The organism is Bradyrhizobium sp. CCGB12, assembly GCF_024199845.1.
Classification (GTDB): domain Bacteria; phylum Pseudomonadota; class Alphaproteobacteria; order Rhizobiales; family Xanthobacteraceae; genus Bradyrhizobium.
Genome location: NZ_JANADO010000001.1, coordinates 6,286,219 through 6,301,875 on the forward strand (window position 1 = coordinate 6,286,219; position 15,657 = coordinate 6,301,875).

Annotated in this window: 15 protein-coding genes; 9 read left to right on the forward strand and 6 right to left on the reverse strand. The window is 65.1% G+C overall.

Going from position 1 to position 15,657, the window contains the following annotated elements:
* Nucleotides 1-151: 151 nt before the first annotated feature.
* A complete protein-coding gene (locus NLM27_RS28775) occupies nt 152-409 on the forward strand; it encodes a hypothetical protein (RefSeq protein ID WP_254146493.1) in 258 nt (85 codons plus the stop codon).
* A 67-nt stretch (nt 410-476) separates the two neighbouring features.
* On the opposite strand, the gene NLM27_RS28780 is transcribed toward NLM27_RS28775, so the two are convergent.
* Together NLM27_RS28780 and NLM27_RS28785 are read right to left on the reverse strand one after the other, a co-directional pair.
* Nucleotides 477-725: a hypothetical protein gene (locus tag NLM27_RS28780; protein WP_254146494.1), complete on the reverse strand. Its 249-nt coding sequence runs from the start codon at nt 723-725 to the stop codon at nt 477-479.
* Nucleotides 726-733: 8 nt separating this feature from the next.
* On the reverse strand, nt 734-994 hold the full coding sequence (locus tag NLM27_RS28785) for a hypothetical protein (RefSeq protein WP_254146495.1): 261 nt from the start codon (nt 992-994) through the stop codon (nt 734-736).
* 142 nt (nt 995-1,136) lie between these two features.
* Here NLM27_RS28785 and NLM27_RS28790 point away from each other — a divergent pair, with 142 nt between their 5' ends.
* The gene (locus NLM27_RS28790) at nt 1,137-2,633 is read left to right on the forward strand and encodes a diguanylate cyclase (protein WP_254146496.1); all 1,497 of its coding nucleotides are present in this window, start codon (nt 1,137-1,139) and stop codon (nt 2,631-2,633) included.
* Between the two features lie 186 nt (nt 2,634-2,819).
* Here the strand turns inward: NLM27_RS28790 and NLM27_RS28795 are convergent, their stop codons facing one another.
* Entirely contained in the window at nt 2,820-3,695 is an 876-nt protein-coding gene (locus NLM27_RS28795; RefSeq protein WP_254146497.1) for a UTP--glucose-1-phosphate uridylyltransferase, read from the reverse strand.
* A 256-nt stretch (nt 3,696-3,951) separates the two neighbouring features.
* Here NLM27_RS28795 and NLM27_RS28800 point away from each other — a divergent pair, with 256 nt between their 5' ends.
* Both NLM27_RS28800 and NLM27_RS28805 read left to right on the forward strand, forming a co-directional pair.
* Nucleotides 3,952-5,280: a lytic murein transglycosylase gene (locus NLM27_RS28800; protein ID WP_375142283.1), complete on the forward strand. Its 1,329-nt coding sequence runs from the start codon at nt 3,952-3,954 to the stop codon at nt 5,278-5,280.
* Nucleotides 5,281-5,449: 169 nt separating this feature from the next.
* The gene (locus tag NLM27_RS28805) at nt 5,450-7,162 is read left to right on the forward strand and encodes an SGNH family hydrolase (RefSeq protein ID WP_254146498.1); all 1,713 of its coding nucleotides are present in this window, start codon (nt 5,450-5,452) and stop codon (nt 7,160-7,162) included.
* A 136-nt stretch (nt 7,163-7,298) separates the two neighbouring features.
* Here NLM27_RS28805 and NLM27_RS28810 read toward each other — a convergent pair whose 3' ends face one another.
* Together NLM27_RS28810 and NLM27_RS28815 are read right to left on the reverse strand one after the other, a co-directional pair.
* Complete coding sequence (locus tag NLM27_RS28810; RefSeq protein WP_254146499.1) at nt 7,299-7,667, reverse strand: CsbD family protein; 369 nt, start codon at nt 7,665-7,667, stop codon at nt 7,299-7,301.
* 89 nt (nt 7,668-7,756) lie between these two features.
* Nucleotides 7,757-8,494: an SDR family NAD(P)-dependent oxidoreductase gene (locus NLM27_RS28815; protein ID WP_254146500.1), complete on the reverse strand. Its 738-nt coding sequence runs from the start codon at nt 8,492-8,494 to the stop codon at nt 7,757-7,759.
* Nucleotides 8,495-8,592: 98 nt separating this feature from the next.
* Between NLM27_RS28815 and NLM27_RS28820 the strand changes: the two genes are divergently transcribed.
* The 3 genes from NLM27_RS28820 to NLM27_RS28830 all read left to right on the forward strand — a co-directional run bounded on the left by NLM27_RS28820 (nt 8,593) and on the right by NLM27_RS28830 (nt 12,150).
* Entirely contained in the window at nt 8,593-9,372 is a 780-nt protein-coding gene (locus NLM27_RS28820) for an SDR family NAD(P)-dependent oxidoreductase (protein ID WP_254146501.1), read from the forward strand.
* A 79-nt stretch (nt 9,373-9,451) separates the two neighbouring features.
* The gene (locus tag NLM27_RS28825) at nt 9,452-11,062 is read left to right on the forward strand and encodes an IS1182 family transposase (protein ID WP_254142551.1); all 1,611 of its coding nucleotides are present in this window, start codon (nt 9,452-9,454) and stop codon (nt 11,060-11,062) included.
* 200 nt (nt 11,063-11,262) lie between these two features.
* Nucleotides 11,263-12,150 carry a TauD/TfdA family dioxygenase gene (locus tag NLM27_RS28830; protein WP_254146502.1) on the forward strand — a complete coding sequence of 296 codons (888 nt, stop codon included), beginning with the start codon at nt 11,263-11,265 and terminating at the stop codon, nt 12,148-12,150.
* A 235-nt stretch (nt 12,151-12,385) separates the two neighbouring features.
* On the opposite strand, the gene NLM27_RS28835 is transcribed toward NLM27_RS28830, so the two are convergent.
* Nucleotides 12,386-13,030: a YqgE/AlgH family protein gene (locus tag NLM27_RS28835; RefSeq protein ID WP_254146503.1), complete on the reverse strand. Its 645-nt coding sequence runs from the start codon at nt 13,028-13,030 to the stop codon at nt 12,386-12,388.
* 141 nt (nt 13,031-13,171) lie between these two features.
* On the opposite strand from NLM27_RS28835, the gene NLM27_RS28840 reads away from it, so the two are divergent.
* Together NLM27_RS28840 and NLM27_RS28845 are read left to right on the forward strand one after the other, a co-directional pair.
* Nucleotides 13,172-14,011 carry a protein-disulfide reductase DsbD domain-containing protein gene (locus tag NLM27_RS28840; RefSeq protein ID WP_254146504.1) on the forward strand — a complete coding sequence of 280 codons (840 nt, stop codon included), beginning with the start codon at nt 13,172-13,174 and terminating at the stop codon, nt 14,009-14,011.
* A 253-nt stretch (nt 14,012-14,264) separates the two neighbouring features.
* The gene (locus NLM27_RS28845; RefSeq protein WP_254148954.1) at nt 14,265-15,632 is read left to right on the forward strand and encodes a flippase; all 1,368 of its coding nucleotides are present in this window, start codon (nt 14,265-14,267) and stop codon (nt 15,630-15,632) included.
* Nucleotides 15,633-15,657: the final 25 nt, after the last annotated feature.

Sequence of the window (15,657 nt, forward strand, 5' to 3'; positions counted from 1 at the left end):
GGCTTGATCCAGATCAATGGGCCCTTCTCGACCGCTCCCAAAGATGGCAAGCGGCATTTGATCCGGAACGGCGTCGTCATCGAGCTCACCAGGCTCGCCGCTGTCGTTCTCGGAATGAGCGGACCACGCGCGTCTTTCTCGGGAGAAACGAATGACCCGGCACCTGTTCTACGCGATTACCCTCATCGGCACCGGCGTGTTCCTCGCTTCATCGGCCGAAGCAGTGACGCTCGCACGATGCGAGGATCGAGGAGCAAATTGCATCGGCACATGTGCCGACTACACCGGCGGGGCCGGTGACGTTCGGGGGCGCCAGAACACATGTGTTCGCGCCTGCGACCGGCAGACGACCAGATGCCTGATACGAGCACATGCCGCTGACGATCGCTGGCCCCATAATCGCCAATGAAGGCCGTGGTTCTACGCGTGGCTGACGGCCCCCTTCTCGCGCTTGCGGCGCACCGCGCCCAGTTGACCTAATCTGGCTTCCGTCGCAGCCCGGCAACCAAACAAAACCCCGCCAGCAGCGAGATCGCGGCGAGACCGCCCCAGACCATTCCGGCCTGCTCGAGATAGACGTCCTGCGAGACCGGATCGTAGCAGCGGCCGAGTTCGTTGAAGCAGTCGCGCCAGCGCCAGTAGCGGGCCTCGAAGGCGAGCGCGAACAGCACGCCTGATCCGATCAGGGCCGCGCCCAAAATGGCCCTCAACCAGCGCAGAGGCATCCGCTATCTCACCTGCGCTGGGATTTCTTCTTCCTGAACCGCACGCTCTGGCCATCCGGCATCCGCGTCGCCACGAAGCCGGCGGCAAGGCAGGCTTCGCGTTGCGGCATCTGGATGTCGGGGCTGCGCAGGCTGTCCCACCAGGAGGCACGATGCGCCGCGCGCGGCAGGGCCGCGCCGATGATCTCCTCGATCTGCTCGAAGCTCAGCACGAACTCGTCCTGCTTATGCCGCATCAGATAGTCGCGCAACGCGTGGTAGTCGTTCACAATCGTCCTCTCGTCCCGCTCACATGAGGCTGCCCAAAACCGTGCACCACATAAACCGTTTCTTAACTCATTGCGGCAGCGCCGTCCCGCCTTAAACACTACGCAAGCTTTCGGGCGCATCCAGTAAGATCAGGAGCGAGCGATGCTGTCTGGATGGCGCGAAGTCACGGCCCGCCGGCCGTGGCGGATTTCGGCGAGGCTGCTGATCATCTCGTCCGTGGTGACGGTGATCGGCTTCTCCGCCATTTGCGTCAACGTGATGCTCGACATGCGCCGCGGCGAGGAGGCGCTCGCCCGCCAGACGCTGGAGAATCTGGCGACGTCCATCGAGTCCGACATCAGCCGCAACATCGAGATCTACGATCTGGCGCTGAAGGCGGTCGCCAGCAACATGCTGCTGCCCGAGCTCGGGACGGTTTCCAAACCGATCCGCCACCTGATCCTGTTCGATCATGCGACGACCGCCAGGCATTTCGGCGCCATCCAGGTGTTCGACGCCGAGGGCCGGCTGACCATCGACGCCTCCACGCTCGATCCCCTGCCGGAGGACCGGAGCGATGAGGATTACTTCAGGGTTCACCGCGACAATCCCGGGGTCGGACTCTTCATCAGCCGTCCCATGCTGTTTCGCGGCGCCTATTCCATCGTGCTGAGCCGGCGCATCAGCGACGCGGACGGTGGCTTCATGGGCGTCGTCACCGGCTCGATCCGCTTCAGCTATTTCCACGAATTGTTCGAGCGGCTGAACCTCGATCCCGACGACACCATCACCGTGCTCAAGCGCGACCGCACCATCATGATGCGGCGGCCGTTCGATCTCGACGTCATCGGCAAGAACCTGGCCGACCGCCGGAGCTGGAAGGCCGACAATCTCCAGGTCGGCGGATCCTACGCCGGCCAGGGTCCGGTGGACCCGACCCCGCGCCTCTACGTGCGCAGCACAGGCACCGGCCCGATGTTCGTGGTGGCAGGCAAGCCGCTGAACGCCGTATTCGAGCTGTGGCAGAGAGAAGCCTATCGCATCGGCGCCGTAGTGCTCGCACTCATCCTGTTCATGCTGGCCTCGACGCTGGTGCTCGCGCGCGAGATCGGCCGGCGCGCCGAAGCCGAGCGCAAGCTCGAGGAGATGGCGACGACGGACGCGCTCACCGGCTTGAGGAACCGCCGCAAGTTCGATTCCGTCATCGACGTCGAATGGCGGCGCGCGATGCGGCTGAAAGCGCCGGTCGCGCTCCTGATGATCGATGCCGATCACTTCAAGGCCTACAACGACACGTTCGGCCATCAGGCCGGCGACCAGCTGCTGGTCGGCATCGCCATCTGCATTTCGGATTCGGTGACCCGGGCCGGCGACTGCGTTGCCCGCTACGGCGGCGAGGAGTTCGCGGTGCTGCTGCCGAACATTTCGGCAAGCGACGCCTTCAAGGTCGCCGAGACGATCCGCGTCAAGGTGCAGGGCTGGTCCGACGACGGGTCGGCATCGACGGTCTCCTGCGGCGTCGCCAGCCTCGTTCCCGCCGCGGGCATGGACTGGGCCGTGCTGGTCGCCGCCGCCGACAAGGCGCTCTACGCCGCCAAAGCCGGCGGCCGCAACCAGTCGGTGATCGCGAGCCTGCCGCAGCTGTCGCTGGTGGCGTGAGGAACACTGTCGTCGTTGGAGGCGAGCAGCAAGCCTCAAACTCAGTGTCGTCCTGGCGAAAGCCCGGATCCATTACCCCAGAGGTCGTTTGGCGAAGACTCGCAGTTGTCGGCTCGGACCCCCACTCCTCCCTGGGGCAATGGGTCCTGGATCGGTGCTTCGCTTGTCCAGGACGACGTAAGATAACTACTGTCCCAGATACTTCTTCATCTCCGCGATCAGCCCGTCGCGCAGCTCGGGACGCTTCAGGCCGTAGGCGATGTTGGCGCGCAGGAAGCCGGGCTTGGAGCCGCAATCGTGGCGCTCGCCCTCGAACTCGACGCCATAGAATTTCTGCGACCTGGCGAGGCCGATCATGGCGTCGGTGAGCTGGATCTCGCCGCCGGCGCCGCGCTCCTGCGTCTCGAGGATCTTGAAGATCTCCGGCTGCAGGATGTAGCGGCCGGTGATCGAGAGGTTGGAGGGCGCGGTGCCCTTGGCCGGCTTCTCGACCATGCCGTCGACCTCGAACATCTTGCCGGTGCGCTTGCCGACGCCGCAGATGCCGTATTGATGGGTGAGATGGTCGGGCACCGCCTCGACCGCGACCAGATTGGATTTGTCGCCGAGCGACGATGCCATCTCAATCATCTGCTTCAGGCAGCCCGGCGTGTTGAGCACGAGCTCGTCGGGCAGCACGACTGCGAACGGCTCGTTGCCGACGATGTCGCGCGCGCACCAGACCGCGTGACCGAGGCCGAGCGGCGCCTGCTGGCGGGTGAAGCTGACGGCGCCGGCTTCGGGCTGGTTCTGCGCCAGGATCTCCTGCTCGGCCTTCTTGCCGCGCGTCGCCAGCGTCGAGTCGAGCTCGAACATCCGGTCGAAATGATCCTCGATGACGTTCTTGTTACGGCCGGTGACGAAGATGAAGTGCTCGATGCCGGCTTCCCGTGCCTCGTCATAGACGTACTGGATCAGTGGCTTGTCGACGATGGTCAGCATTTCCTTCGGCATCGCCTTGGTGGCAGGCAGGACGCGGGTGCCGAGGCCAGCGACGGGGAATACGGCTTTGCGAATTTTCATGGGATCGATCGAATACCTGAGGACGTGAACGGAGCAATGGTGACTTGCTAACCTGTTTGCAGCCGCCAACAAAGGCGGATGTGGGGCCTCGCCCCGACAGAGTTAAGAAAAAGGCCGTCACCAAAATTTCACCTTTGTTAAGCTAATGGCAACGCCTACTAGGCCTCCTGATGGCGGATTTTTGAAGCCGACGGGTGATATGATGCAATCAGTGGCAAGGCTGACAAAACGGGCTGGATCCGTGGCCGGCGGAGCGATGATTGCCGCCGTCTTGCTGCTGCCTGTCAGCGCGCACGCGCAGGCGCAGAACGGGCTCTCCAACCTGTTCGGCGGCATCTTCTCCGGCCCCAGTCCCGCGCCCTCGCAAGCCGCGCCCGGCCCCGGCGGCGCGCAGCCTTGGAGCGGTGAGGACGGCGCCTCCGGCCATCCGCTGATGACCGCCGCGGCGATCCGGGAGTCCGCAGGCAATTTTGGCAATTGCGTCGCCGCGATGTGGCCCGATGCCGCACGTCGCAACATCACCCAGGAGAATTTCGAGCGCTTCACCGCCGGGCTCTCACCCGACCTGCGCATCATGGACCTCATGGATTCGCAGCCGGAGTTCACCAAGTCGATATGGGACTATCTCGACATCCTCGTGAACGACAACCGTCTCGCCAAGGGCCGCGAGGTCCTCGCCAGATACAAGGCGCAGTTCGACGCCACCGAAAGGGCCACCGGCGTCGACCGCTACATCATCGCCTCGATCTGGGGCATCGAGTCCAACTACTCGACGCAGATGGGCGACCGCAGCGTGCTGCAATCGACCGCGACACTCGCCTGCATCGGCCGCCGCCAGGCCTATTTCAAGGATGAATTCCTGTCCGCGCTGGAGATCCTCAACCGCGGCGATCTCCGGCCCGAACAGATGCGCGGCTCCTGGGCCGGCGCCTTCGGCCCGACCCAGTTCATGCCGACCGCGTTCAAGCGCTTTGCCGTCGACGGCGACGGCGACGGACGGCGCGACGTCGTCGACAATCCGACCGATCTGATCGCGTCGACGGCCAACAATCTGAAGAAGGATGGCTGGCAGGCCGGGCAGAGCTGGGGCTATGAGGTGGTGGTGCCGCAGGGCTTCAACTACATGATGGCCGACCGCGCCAAGGCGATGACAATCGCGCAATGGGAGAAACTCGGGCTGAAGCGGGCGGCGGGCCAGCCCTTCCCTCACCCGGCGGAGAAGGCCTATCTGCTTGCGCCGGCCGGCGCGCAGGGGCCGGGCTTCCTGATGCTCCAGAACTACCGCGTCATCATGAAGTACAACCCGGCCGAGGCCTATGCGCTGGCGATCGGTCATTTCGCCGACCGCCTGCGCGGCGGGGCGCCCTTCGTGCAGCCCTGGCCGCGGCAGGAGCGCGAGCTGGCGCGCACCGAGCGGCTGGAGCTCCAGCAACTGCTGGCCCAACGCGGCTTCTACAAGGGCACCCCGGACGGCCAGTTCGGCGGCCAGACCCGGGAGGCCCTGCGCAACTTCCAGGCCTCGATCGGGGTGCCCGCCGACGGATTTGCCTCCTCCGACGTGCTGGATCGGCTGCGCGGGCGGTAAAATCGCGCCGAAAGTAACCCTGAACGGGGATTTTCGCAGGCAGCCTTGACGGGGGCGGCTGTTCCCCGGTGTATGGGACAAGAATCTGCAACGGAACTTGCCCGTTTGGCGCCTGATTCCGTTATTATGTTGAACTACTCCGATCCCAATTGCGCGTGCCCGAGATCGCATGTCGAAGAAGTCCCTGTTCAAGGCGCTGACCGAGACCGGCCCGCTGATCGCGCTGGGGACGGCGCTTGCTTTACTGGTGTCGGTCGCGGGCCCCGCCTCGGCGCAGTTCTTCAACTTCCCGGGCTTCGGCGGCCCGCCGCAGCGCTCGGCCCCACCGCCACAACGAGGCGGAGGTGGTGGCGGCTGGTTCGGCGGCGACTTCTTCGCACCATTCCAGCAGCAACAGCCGCAGGCGCCGCGCCAGGATTTTTCGCGCGCGCCGGCGCCGGCGAAACGCGACACGATTGCTGAGAAGAACGTGCTGGTGATCGGCGACGCCATGGCCGACTGGCTCGCCTACGGCCTGGAGGACGCCTACAGCGAGCAGCCCGACATGGGCGTGATCCGCAAGCACCGGACCGCGTCCGGCCTGATCAGGTACCAGCCGAAGGGTGAGCCCTCGGATTGGGCGGCCGCGGCCAAGGGAATCCTCGAAACCGAGAAGCCTGACGTCATCGTCGTCATGCTCGGCCTCAACGACCGCGCCGCGATCCGCGAGCCTGTCGCGGACAAGGCCACGGATAAGGACAAGGACAAGAAGAACGACAAGGGCGCGCGCGCCAAACCACCGGCAAAGCCCGGCGAGACGAAACCCGGCACCGACAGCGCCGCCAAGCCGGACGACAAGCCGGCGGATGCCGACCTGCCGCAGGATGATGCCGACAACGCCGACACGCCGGCGGCCGCGCCGGAAAAGACCGCGCGCAATCCGAACGGCCTCTACGAATTCCGCGACGAGCGCTGGATCGAGCTCTACGGCAAGAAGTTCGAGGAGCTGGCCAACATCCTCAAGGCCAAGGGCGTGCCGGTGGTCTGGGTCGGTCTTCCCGCCATCCGCGGGCAGAAGGGCACGGCGGACATGCTGTTCCTGGATTCGCTCTATCGCGAAGGCGCGGCCAAGGCCGGCATCACCTATGTCGACGTCTGGGATGGTTTTGTCGACGAAGCAGGCCGCTTCCTCCAGAAGGGCCCGGACTTCGAAGGCCAGATCCGCCAGCTCCGCAGCTCTGACGGCGTCTATTTCACAAAGCCCGGCGCGCGCAAGCTCGCCCATTATGTCGAGCGCGAGATCACGCGCCTGCTTGCGGGACGCTCCGGCCCGATCGCCTTGCCGAGCGAACCGGCGACGCCCGACACCAGCGCCGAGCCCGGCAAGCCGGCGCCGCGGCCGCTGGCCGGCCCGATCGTGCCGCTGGTTGCAGCCTCGATCGCGACCGATCAATTGCTGGGCGGGCCGGGATCGCGTCCCGCCGTCGTCGATGCGCTCGCTGCGAAGACGATGGTGAAAGGCGAGCCGCTGGCGGCCCCCGCCGGCCGTGCCGACGACTATGCCTGGCCGCGCCGCGAGGTCGGCCGCGAACAGGCCAAGGGCGATGCGCCGATGGCGGCAACGACGCCTGACGGCAACGCGGCTCAGGGCTCACCGGGTGCGGCCGCCGCGATCGCTCCGCCAAAGCTCGCGCCCAAGAAGCCGCCGACGCAGCCGCCGATGCAACAGCAGCAGCCGGCACAGGCCCAGCCGTCGTTCCGGGATTTCTTCGGCTTCGGCTCGCCGCAGCCACCGCCGCCACGCCAACTGGCGCCGGCGCCAGGGCCGCGCAACCCAGCGCAGAACCCCGCGATCCCGCGTCCGCCAGGTAACGTCGGGCGATCGGCGGAAGTGATCCGGTAATTGATCTCTATTGATTTGAGAATGTCATTCCGGGGGCGCGCTTCGCGCGGCCCCGGAATCTCGCGCCGTACCATCTGCATTCCGGGTTCGCCGCGTAGACGCGGCGCCCCGGAATGACGCGGCAAGTTACTCAGCTTCAATAGCGCCAGCGCGGCGGCGGACGGCGGGCGGGACGCGACATCAGAAGCGCGAGCGCAAACCCGATGCCGCCAGCGATCAGCAATGAGCCGAGCGGATTGTCCTGCACTTTCTTCGACAGCGCCTGCGTCCCATCGCGGAAAGTCTCGCCGCTGTTCTCATAGGCGTCCTTGGCGTAGCCGGTCGCGGTGTCCGTGGCGTCGCGCACGGCATCCTTGGCCTGGCCGTAGAGATTCTGCACCGTGCCCGCGGCTTCCCGCGCCTTGCCCGATGCCTGCGTCTTCGCATCACCTGCCATGTCTCCGATCGCGCCTTCCGCGCGTCCGGCATATTCCTTGGCCGATCCAACAATCCGATCCGTATCCATGATGCTCCTCCTCGGGGGTCAGCCCAAGTAACCGATCAGGCGCGGCGCAGTTCCAAGTCTCTGCGAAAGTGTCGCCAGCGAGATCCGGGCTACAGAATGAGACCGCCATCGACGACCAGCGTCTGGCCGACGATGTAGGACGACAGCGGCGAAGCCAGGAACAGCGCCGCGCCCGCCATGTCGGCCGGCGTGCCCAATCGCCGCAGCGGGATGCGCGCAAGCGCGCCTTCGAGCCGCTTGGGATTGTCGGTCGTCACCTTCGTCATCTTGGTGTCGACGAGCCCGGGTGCGATGCCGTTGACGCGGATGCCGTCCTCGGCCCAGGCCTCGCCCAGCGTACGGGTCAACCCGACCGCGCCGGTCTTCGAGGCGTTGTAGGCAGGATTGCCCATGGTGGAATGATAGGCGGCGGTCGAGGACACCATGATCAGCGAGCCCTTCGCATCCCGCAACATGGAATGAAACCGCGCGGCGCAGGCCATCAGGCTCATCAAATTGACCTCCACGACCTTGCGGAAACCCGCCATCTCGAATTCGCCGCGGCGATAGATCACCGCGCCCTGCGCCAGCACCAGGATGTCGAGCCGCGCAAAGGACGGCTTGAACGCCTCGATCGCGCCGGCATTGCTGACGTCGAGCTGCGCATAGGCGAGACCCGTGAGGTCGGAGCCTTCCTCGATCGAATAGTCCGCGGGCCGAGCGCGTGTGCCGCACACCGCGACGTGCGCGCCCCTCGCGCGAAAGGCCTGCGCGATGCCGTTGCCGATACCGCTGGAACCGCCGACCACCAGCACCTCCTTGCCTGAGAAATCGAGCTCGTTTGCCATCGCGGCCTCCCCTTTTTGTTCTGCTTGTTTGACCTGTCTGCGGATCGATGCCAGCCTTGTCAATCATAACAACAACAAGCAGGGCGCGAGGAAACAGCATGTCCGAATTCAAGGGGCTCAGCCGGTCGGTGAAGGGCCTGACCGTCCTCGTCACCGGCGCCGCCAGCGGCATGGGACGTGCCACTGCGCGCGTGTTCGCCACCGAAGGCGCGAACGTTGCCGTCACGGATTTCGACGAGCACGATGCGCATGCGGTTGCCAAGGAGGTTGCGGCGAGCGGCGGATCAGCGAAAGCATGGAAGCTCGACGTCGCCGATGCCGGCGCGATCAAGCGCGTCGTCGGCGAGGTCGCCGCGCATTTCGGCGGGCTCGACATCGTCGTCAACAATGCCGGCATCTCCGTGCGTGTCGCGATCGACGATGAGGCTTATGAGGACGCATGGGCCAGGGGTCTCGCGGTGATGCTGACGGCGCACCCCCGCATCATCCGCGCCGCGCTTCCTCACTTGCGCCAATCGAAGAGCCCGCGCATCGTCAACATCGCCTCGACCGAAGCGCTCGGCGCCACCGCGTTGCACAGTCCCTATTCGGCAGCGAAGGGCGGCGTTGCCAGCCTCACCCGCTCGCTGGCGGTGGAGCTCGGCCGCGAGGGCATCACCGTCAACTGCATCTGTCCGGGGCCGATCCGCACGGCGATCACCGATCGCATTCCCGAAGAGCACAAGACCATCTACGCCAAGCGCCGCACCGCGCTCGGCCGCTACGGCGATCCGGAGGAGGTCGCGCATATGACGCTGAGCCTGTGCCTGCCGGCCGCCTCTTTCCTCACCGGCGCGGTGATCCCGGTCGACGGCGGCCTGATGGCGCGGAACGCGTGAGAGCCATCAAAGGGACGTAGCCCGGATGGAGCGCAGAGACTGGGCAAGATTCTAACATCGAGTGAAGGTAGGATTCGGCATGACGAATCGTACCTTCAAAACCGGCGTCAGGCGGGATCAGCCGAGCCTTCTGCCGGCGCGGGTGGAAGATTATGTGGCCGGCGACAATCCGGTTCGGGTGATCGAGGCTTTTGTTGCAGCGCTTGACCTCGGGAAGCTTGGCTTCCGCCATGCCGGATCGAGCGGCGGGGCTGGACAGCCACCTTATGACCCGGCCGACCTGCTGAAGCTTTATCTTTATGGCTACCTGAACCGGATCCGGTCGTCGCGCAACCTGGAGCGCGAAGCCCGGCGCAATCTGGAACTGATCTGGCTGATGAAGCGCCTGGTGCCGGGCTATCGCACCATCGCCAAGTTCCGCCAGGAGAACTGGAAGACGCTCAAGGCGGTGAACCGGGAGTTTGTGCTGATGCTGCGCGAACTCGGTCTGATTGGCGGAGAGGTTGTGGCGATCGACGGTGCGTTTTTTGATGGCAACGCCAGCAAGGCGAGCATCAAAACGCAGCGCAAGCTCGCCAAGCGGCTGGCGGAGATCGAGCAGGATATTGAAGCCTATGGTGCCACGCTCGAGGCCAACGACAGCGCCGAGGTGGAACGTCCACCCGCGGGGCGGGATGGCGGAGGCGATGGCAGTCGCGGCGGAGACCTCGCACAAGAGGTGGCGGCGTTGATGGCCAAGCGCGCCAGCTTGCAGGCCGATCTGGCACGACTGGAGGAGAGCGGGCAGACGCAGCTGTCGCGAACCGATCCGGATGCCCGCCTGTTGTCGAAGAACGGCCAGGTGGTGGCAGGCTATAACGTTCAGATCGGCGTCGACGACAAGCACGCTCTGATCGCGGCGAGCGAGGTCGTCAACGACGGCAACGATAGCGGCCAGCTTTACGACATGGCCAAGGCCGCAAAGGACGAGCTTGGCGTCGAGACGCTGACGGTTCTCGCCGATACCGGCTACTACAACGGCCATACGCTCAAGGACTGCGAGGAGAACGGCATTGCCGCCTACGTTCCGCTGGCCAAGCGAACCACGCGGCTCGAAGCGCAGGATCGCATCAGCCATGAGGCGTTCGCCTACGACGCCGAAGCGGATGTCTATCGCTGTCCCGCCGGCAAGCAGCTGCGTCCCACGGACGGTCGCAAGACCAACGGCAACCGGATCGAGATCAGGTATGTCAGCCGCAAGTCAGATTGCGACGCCTGCCCGCTGCGCGCGCGCTGTGTCACCGTCAAGATCCCGACGCGCACCGTCCAGCGCTGGGAGCATGAAGCGGTGCTGGATCGGCATCGCGCGCGGATGCAGGGCGCCGAGGCCCAGATGCGCCGCCGCGCCGAACTCGCCGAACACCCCTTCGGCACCATCAAATGCCGGGCCGGCTACCGCCACTTCCTCGTCCGCGGCTTCGACAAAGTCTGTGGCGAATGGAGCCTGATGGCGCTTTGCTACAATTTCTCCCGAGTCCTCAGCATTCTCGGCCTCGACGCCTTCATGGCCTATCTGGCAAGCCGGCTTCCGCATTTGGCACTCTTGCTGCTCAACGCCATCACCGACATCACCGACATCATCACCCGGATACGGCCCGCTCCAGCGCCAATCCGAGCCCAAATCCGTCCAATTTTCCGATATGCCGCGTAAGCCGCGCCCAAACAAATACTTGCCCAGCCTCGCAGCGCAATCCGGGACTATTCCACCCGCGGCGCGATTCCCGGATTACGCTTCGCTCCATCCGGGCTACGGGCTGCCATGCGCGCCGAGCGTTGACATCGGCCGGCGCGGGAGTAGCTTTTTCGCTGACAGAGCGGGACCAACCGCTCGCGACCCGCGGGAGAAACGCCATGACGATCGCTATCCGGCAGCTTCAGAAGCATTTTGTCGGTGAGGTGTCCGGCCTCGATTTGCGCAAGCCCCTCACGGCAGATGAGGCGCGCGAGGTCGAAGCCGCTATGGACAAATACGCGGTGCTGGTCTTCCACGACCAGGACATCACCGACGAGCAGCAGATGGCGTTCGCGCTGAGTTTCGGCCAACGCGAGGAAGCGCGCGGCGGCAACATCACCAAGGCCGATGAATACCGCCTCACCTCGGGCCTGAACGACGTCTCAAACCTCGGCAAGGACGGCAAGCCGCTCGCCAGGGACAGCCGCGCCAATCTGTTCAACCTCGGCAATTGCCTGTGGCACTCCGACAGTTCGTTCCGCCCCATCCCGGCGAAATTCTCGCTGCTGTCCGCTCGCGTGGTCAATCCGAAGGGCGGCAACACCGAATTCGCCGACATGCGCGCCGCCTATGACGCGCTCGACAACGAAACCAAGGCGGAGATCGAGGATTTCGTCTGCGAGCACTCGCTGATGTATTCGCGGGGATCGCTCGGCTTCATCGAATACACCGACGAGGAGAAGGAGATGTTCAAGCCGGTGCTGCAACGGCTGGTGCGGACGCACCCCGTGCATCGCCGCAAGTCGCTGTATCTCTCATCGCATGCCGGCAAGATCGTGGGCATGAGCGTGCCAGAGGGGCGCTTGCTGCTGCGCGATCTCAACGAGCACGCGACGCAAGGAGAGTTTGTCTACGTCCACAAATGGAAGCTGCATGATCTCGTGATGTGGGACAACCGCCAGACCATGCACCGCGTCCGCCGCTACGACCAGTCCCAGCCCCGCGACATGCGTCGCGCAACGGTGGCGGGGACCGAACCGACGGTGCAGCAGCAGGCGGCCGAGTAGGGTCGTTCACCGCTATCGTCCCGGGCAAGGTGGACTCAATCCTCCTCGTCGTCCTGAACAAGCGAGCAAAGCGAGCGCCGATCCAGGACCCGTTACCACTGAGCGCAATTTGACGAGGATTTGCTGTTACCAGCCTGCCTCAAACCACCCCTTGGGGTAATGGGTCCTGGCTTTCGCCAGGACGACGGCCGAGGGCGGAACGACAGCGGGAGTTTTGCGACAGCGGAGGATATGGCTACGCGTGTCCGGCCTCGTTGGAGAGCATGCCGGGATCGATGCCGATCTTCTGCAAAGCGCGGTTGTATTTGTCGTCGACGTCATCACCGAAGATCAGGTCAGCATCCGCGTCACAATGCAGCCAGCCGTTGCTCTGGATCTCGGTCTCGAGCTGGCCCGGCGCCCAGCCGGCATAGCCGAGTGCGAGGATGGCGTGCTTGGGGCCGGAGCCGTTGGCGATCGCGCGCAGGATGTCGACGGTCGCGGTGAGGCAGACCCCGTCATCGATCCGCAGTGTCGCCTTCTCGATGTAGAAGTCGCTGGAATGCAGCACGAAGCCGCGGCCGGTGTCGACGGGACCGCCTTGCAGCACCTTCATGCTCTCGGCGTTCCCGGGCAGCTTGATGTGCTCGCCCTTCTTGATGATGCCGAGCTGCTGCAACAGCTCGGGGAAGTCGATGCTGCCGGCCGGATGGTTGACGATGATGCCCATGGCGCCTTCGGCCGAATGGGCGCAGAGATAGATCACCGAGCGCTCGAAACGGGGATCGCCCATCACGGGCATTGCAATCAAGAGCCGGCCGTCGAGATAACCGGCCGAATTGGGGAGCGCGGGGCTTGCGCTGCGGGTGCTGTCGCCCGTCCTTTTGCCTGCAGGAGCCATGGTGAAGCACTCCGGTTTCAATTCCTATCCTGATGTCGGGCCCGGCCGCTGTCAAATCAAGGCTTGCAGAGACTTGATTCAGGCGCATCCATCACAAGCAATTCAATGGTTTGCCCCGGGTCGACCCTGTAAAGACGTGCCATGTCCAGCATAGTTCCCCTGCGTGCGGCGATTGGCGTCGCGACAATCCTGCTCGCGTCGTCGCTGACGATCGCAGCCCGTGCCGACGACGCTTCGCCGTGGCAGCGTGACGGACATTCCGCGGTGCGGCTGGTCGCGGGGTCGCGCAGCGGCGCTGTCCTGCTCGGCGGTATCGCCTTCCAGCTCCAGCCCGGCTGGAAGACCTACTGGCGTTCGCCGGGCGACTCCGGCGTTCCGCCGCGGTTCGACTTCTCGAAGTCCGACAACGTCGAGGCTGTGACCATCATGTGGCCGGCGCCGCTGAAGTTCGACGACGGCGCGGGTGGCCATTCGATCGGCTATCGCGACCAGATCGTGCTGCCCTTGCGCATCGTCGCCAAGGCCGCCGACAAGCCGGTGACCTTGCGCGCCGAGATCAACTACGCCGTGTGCGAGAAGCTCTGCATACCCGTCGAGGCGAGCGCCGAGCTCGGCCTCAACAGCGTCGCCTCGACCGAGGACGCGAACTTGCGCGCTGCACTCGACACGGTGCCGAAGCCGGCCAATATCGGCGATCCCAATCCGCTGACCATCCGCGACGTCAGGCGCGAGGGGCCCAAGAATGTGGTGGTCGATGTGGTGACGCCGGATAGCCGCAACGTCAATTTGTTCGTGGAAGGTCCGACGCCCGATTGGGCGCTGCCGATTCCGGCGCCGGTCCAGCATGGCCCGCCTGGGGTGAAACGATTTTCCTTCGAGCTTGACGGATTGCCGCCGGGCGCCAAGCCTGGCGGCGCGGCGCTGAAGTTCACGCTGGTGGGACCGGAGAAGTCGTACGAGTTCAACACGAATTTGGAGTAGCTTCTTCCCAACCCAGCCGTCGTCCCGGACAATCGAGCATTGCGAGCGCTCATCCAGGACTCATGACCCCAGGGCGTGGTTTGGCGAAGGCTCGTGGTTGCCAGCACGCGCGACGACGGCTCCCTCGGGTAATGGGTCCTGGCTTTCGCCAGGACGACGTTGGTTGCAGCCGCACACCCACCCAACCGAATCTTAACGAATGGTTGCTAGGCCGGAGGCTGCCGCAGCGTGCGGGATGCCCGGGGATCTCGAATTGGCCGTGATGGATGCACAACCCGCAACGCCCGGACCGGCCGGGCTGATCGCGCGGCTGCGGGCTAAGCTGACAGGCGGCTCGAGCGAGGAGTCGCTGACGCGGCGGCTGGCCGGCACCATCTTCATCATCCGCGTCATCAGTGCCGGGCTCGCCTATGTCTCGCAGGTGCTGCTCGCGCGCTGGATGGGCACGTCCGACTACGGCATCTATGTCTATGTCTGGACCTGGGTGCTACTGCTCGGCAGCATGATGGATTTCGGCATCTCAGCGTCCGCGCAAAAGATCATTCCGGAGTATCGCGCCGGCGGCGAGCATGCGCTGCTGCGCGGCTTTCTCTCCGGCAGCCGCTGGCTGACCTTTGCTGTTTCCGCGCTGGTGTCGCTCGGCCTTGCCGGCATCGTCAAGCTGCTCTCGCCCTGGATCGATCCGGCCGAGGTGCTGCCGCTCTATATCGGTTGCATGACGCTGCCGGCCTTCGTCGTCGCCAACACCCAGGACGGCATCGCGCGCTCGCATGACTGGATGCGGCTCGGCCTGATGCCGCAATTCATCATCCGCCAGGCGCTGATCATCGGCATCACGGCCTGCGCGTTCCTGCTCGGCTATCATCTCGGCGCGGTCGCTGCGATGATCGCGAGCCTAGGTGCGGTATGGATCGCGATGACCGGGCAGATGGTGGTGCTGAACCGCAAGCTCGCCGACCACATCGAACCGGGCCCCAAGGCCTATGATGTCGGCGGGTGGCTCGCCGTCTCGCTGCCGATCCTGCTGGTCGAGAGCTTCTACCTGCTGCTGTCCTACACCGACGTGTTGGTGCTGCAGCAGTTCCGTCCCTCCGACGAGGTCGGAGTCTATTTTGCGGTGGTGAAGACGCTGGCGCTGGTCTCCTTCATCCACTACGCGATGTCGGCGACGACGGCGCATCGCTTCGCCGAATACAACGCAAGCGGCGACAAGGCGCGGCTGTCGGCCTATGTCGCGCACGCCATCAGCTGGACGTTCTGGCCGTCGCTGGCGGCGACCATCGTGCTGCTGGCGCTCGGCAAGCCGCTGCTCTGGCTGTTCGGGCCGCAATTTGTGGTCGGCTACGACATCATGTTCGTCGCAGCGATTGGCCTCGTGGTGCGCTCTGCGATCGGCCCGGTCGAGCGGCTGCTCAACATGCTCGGCCAGCAGAAGATCTGCGCGCTGGCCTATGCGCTGGCCTTTGTAATGAACGTCGTGCTCTGCATCGCGCTGGTCCCGCGCTTCGGCGGCCACGGCGCCGCCGCCGCGACCTCGATCTCGCTCAGCTTCGAGACGGTGCTCTTGTTCTGGATCGTGCGGCAGCGGCTTGGCCTGCACGTGCTGGCGTTTGGCAAATAGGCGCTACGCCCTGCCGAGCCTGCGG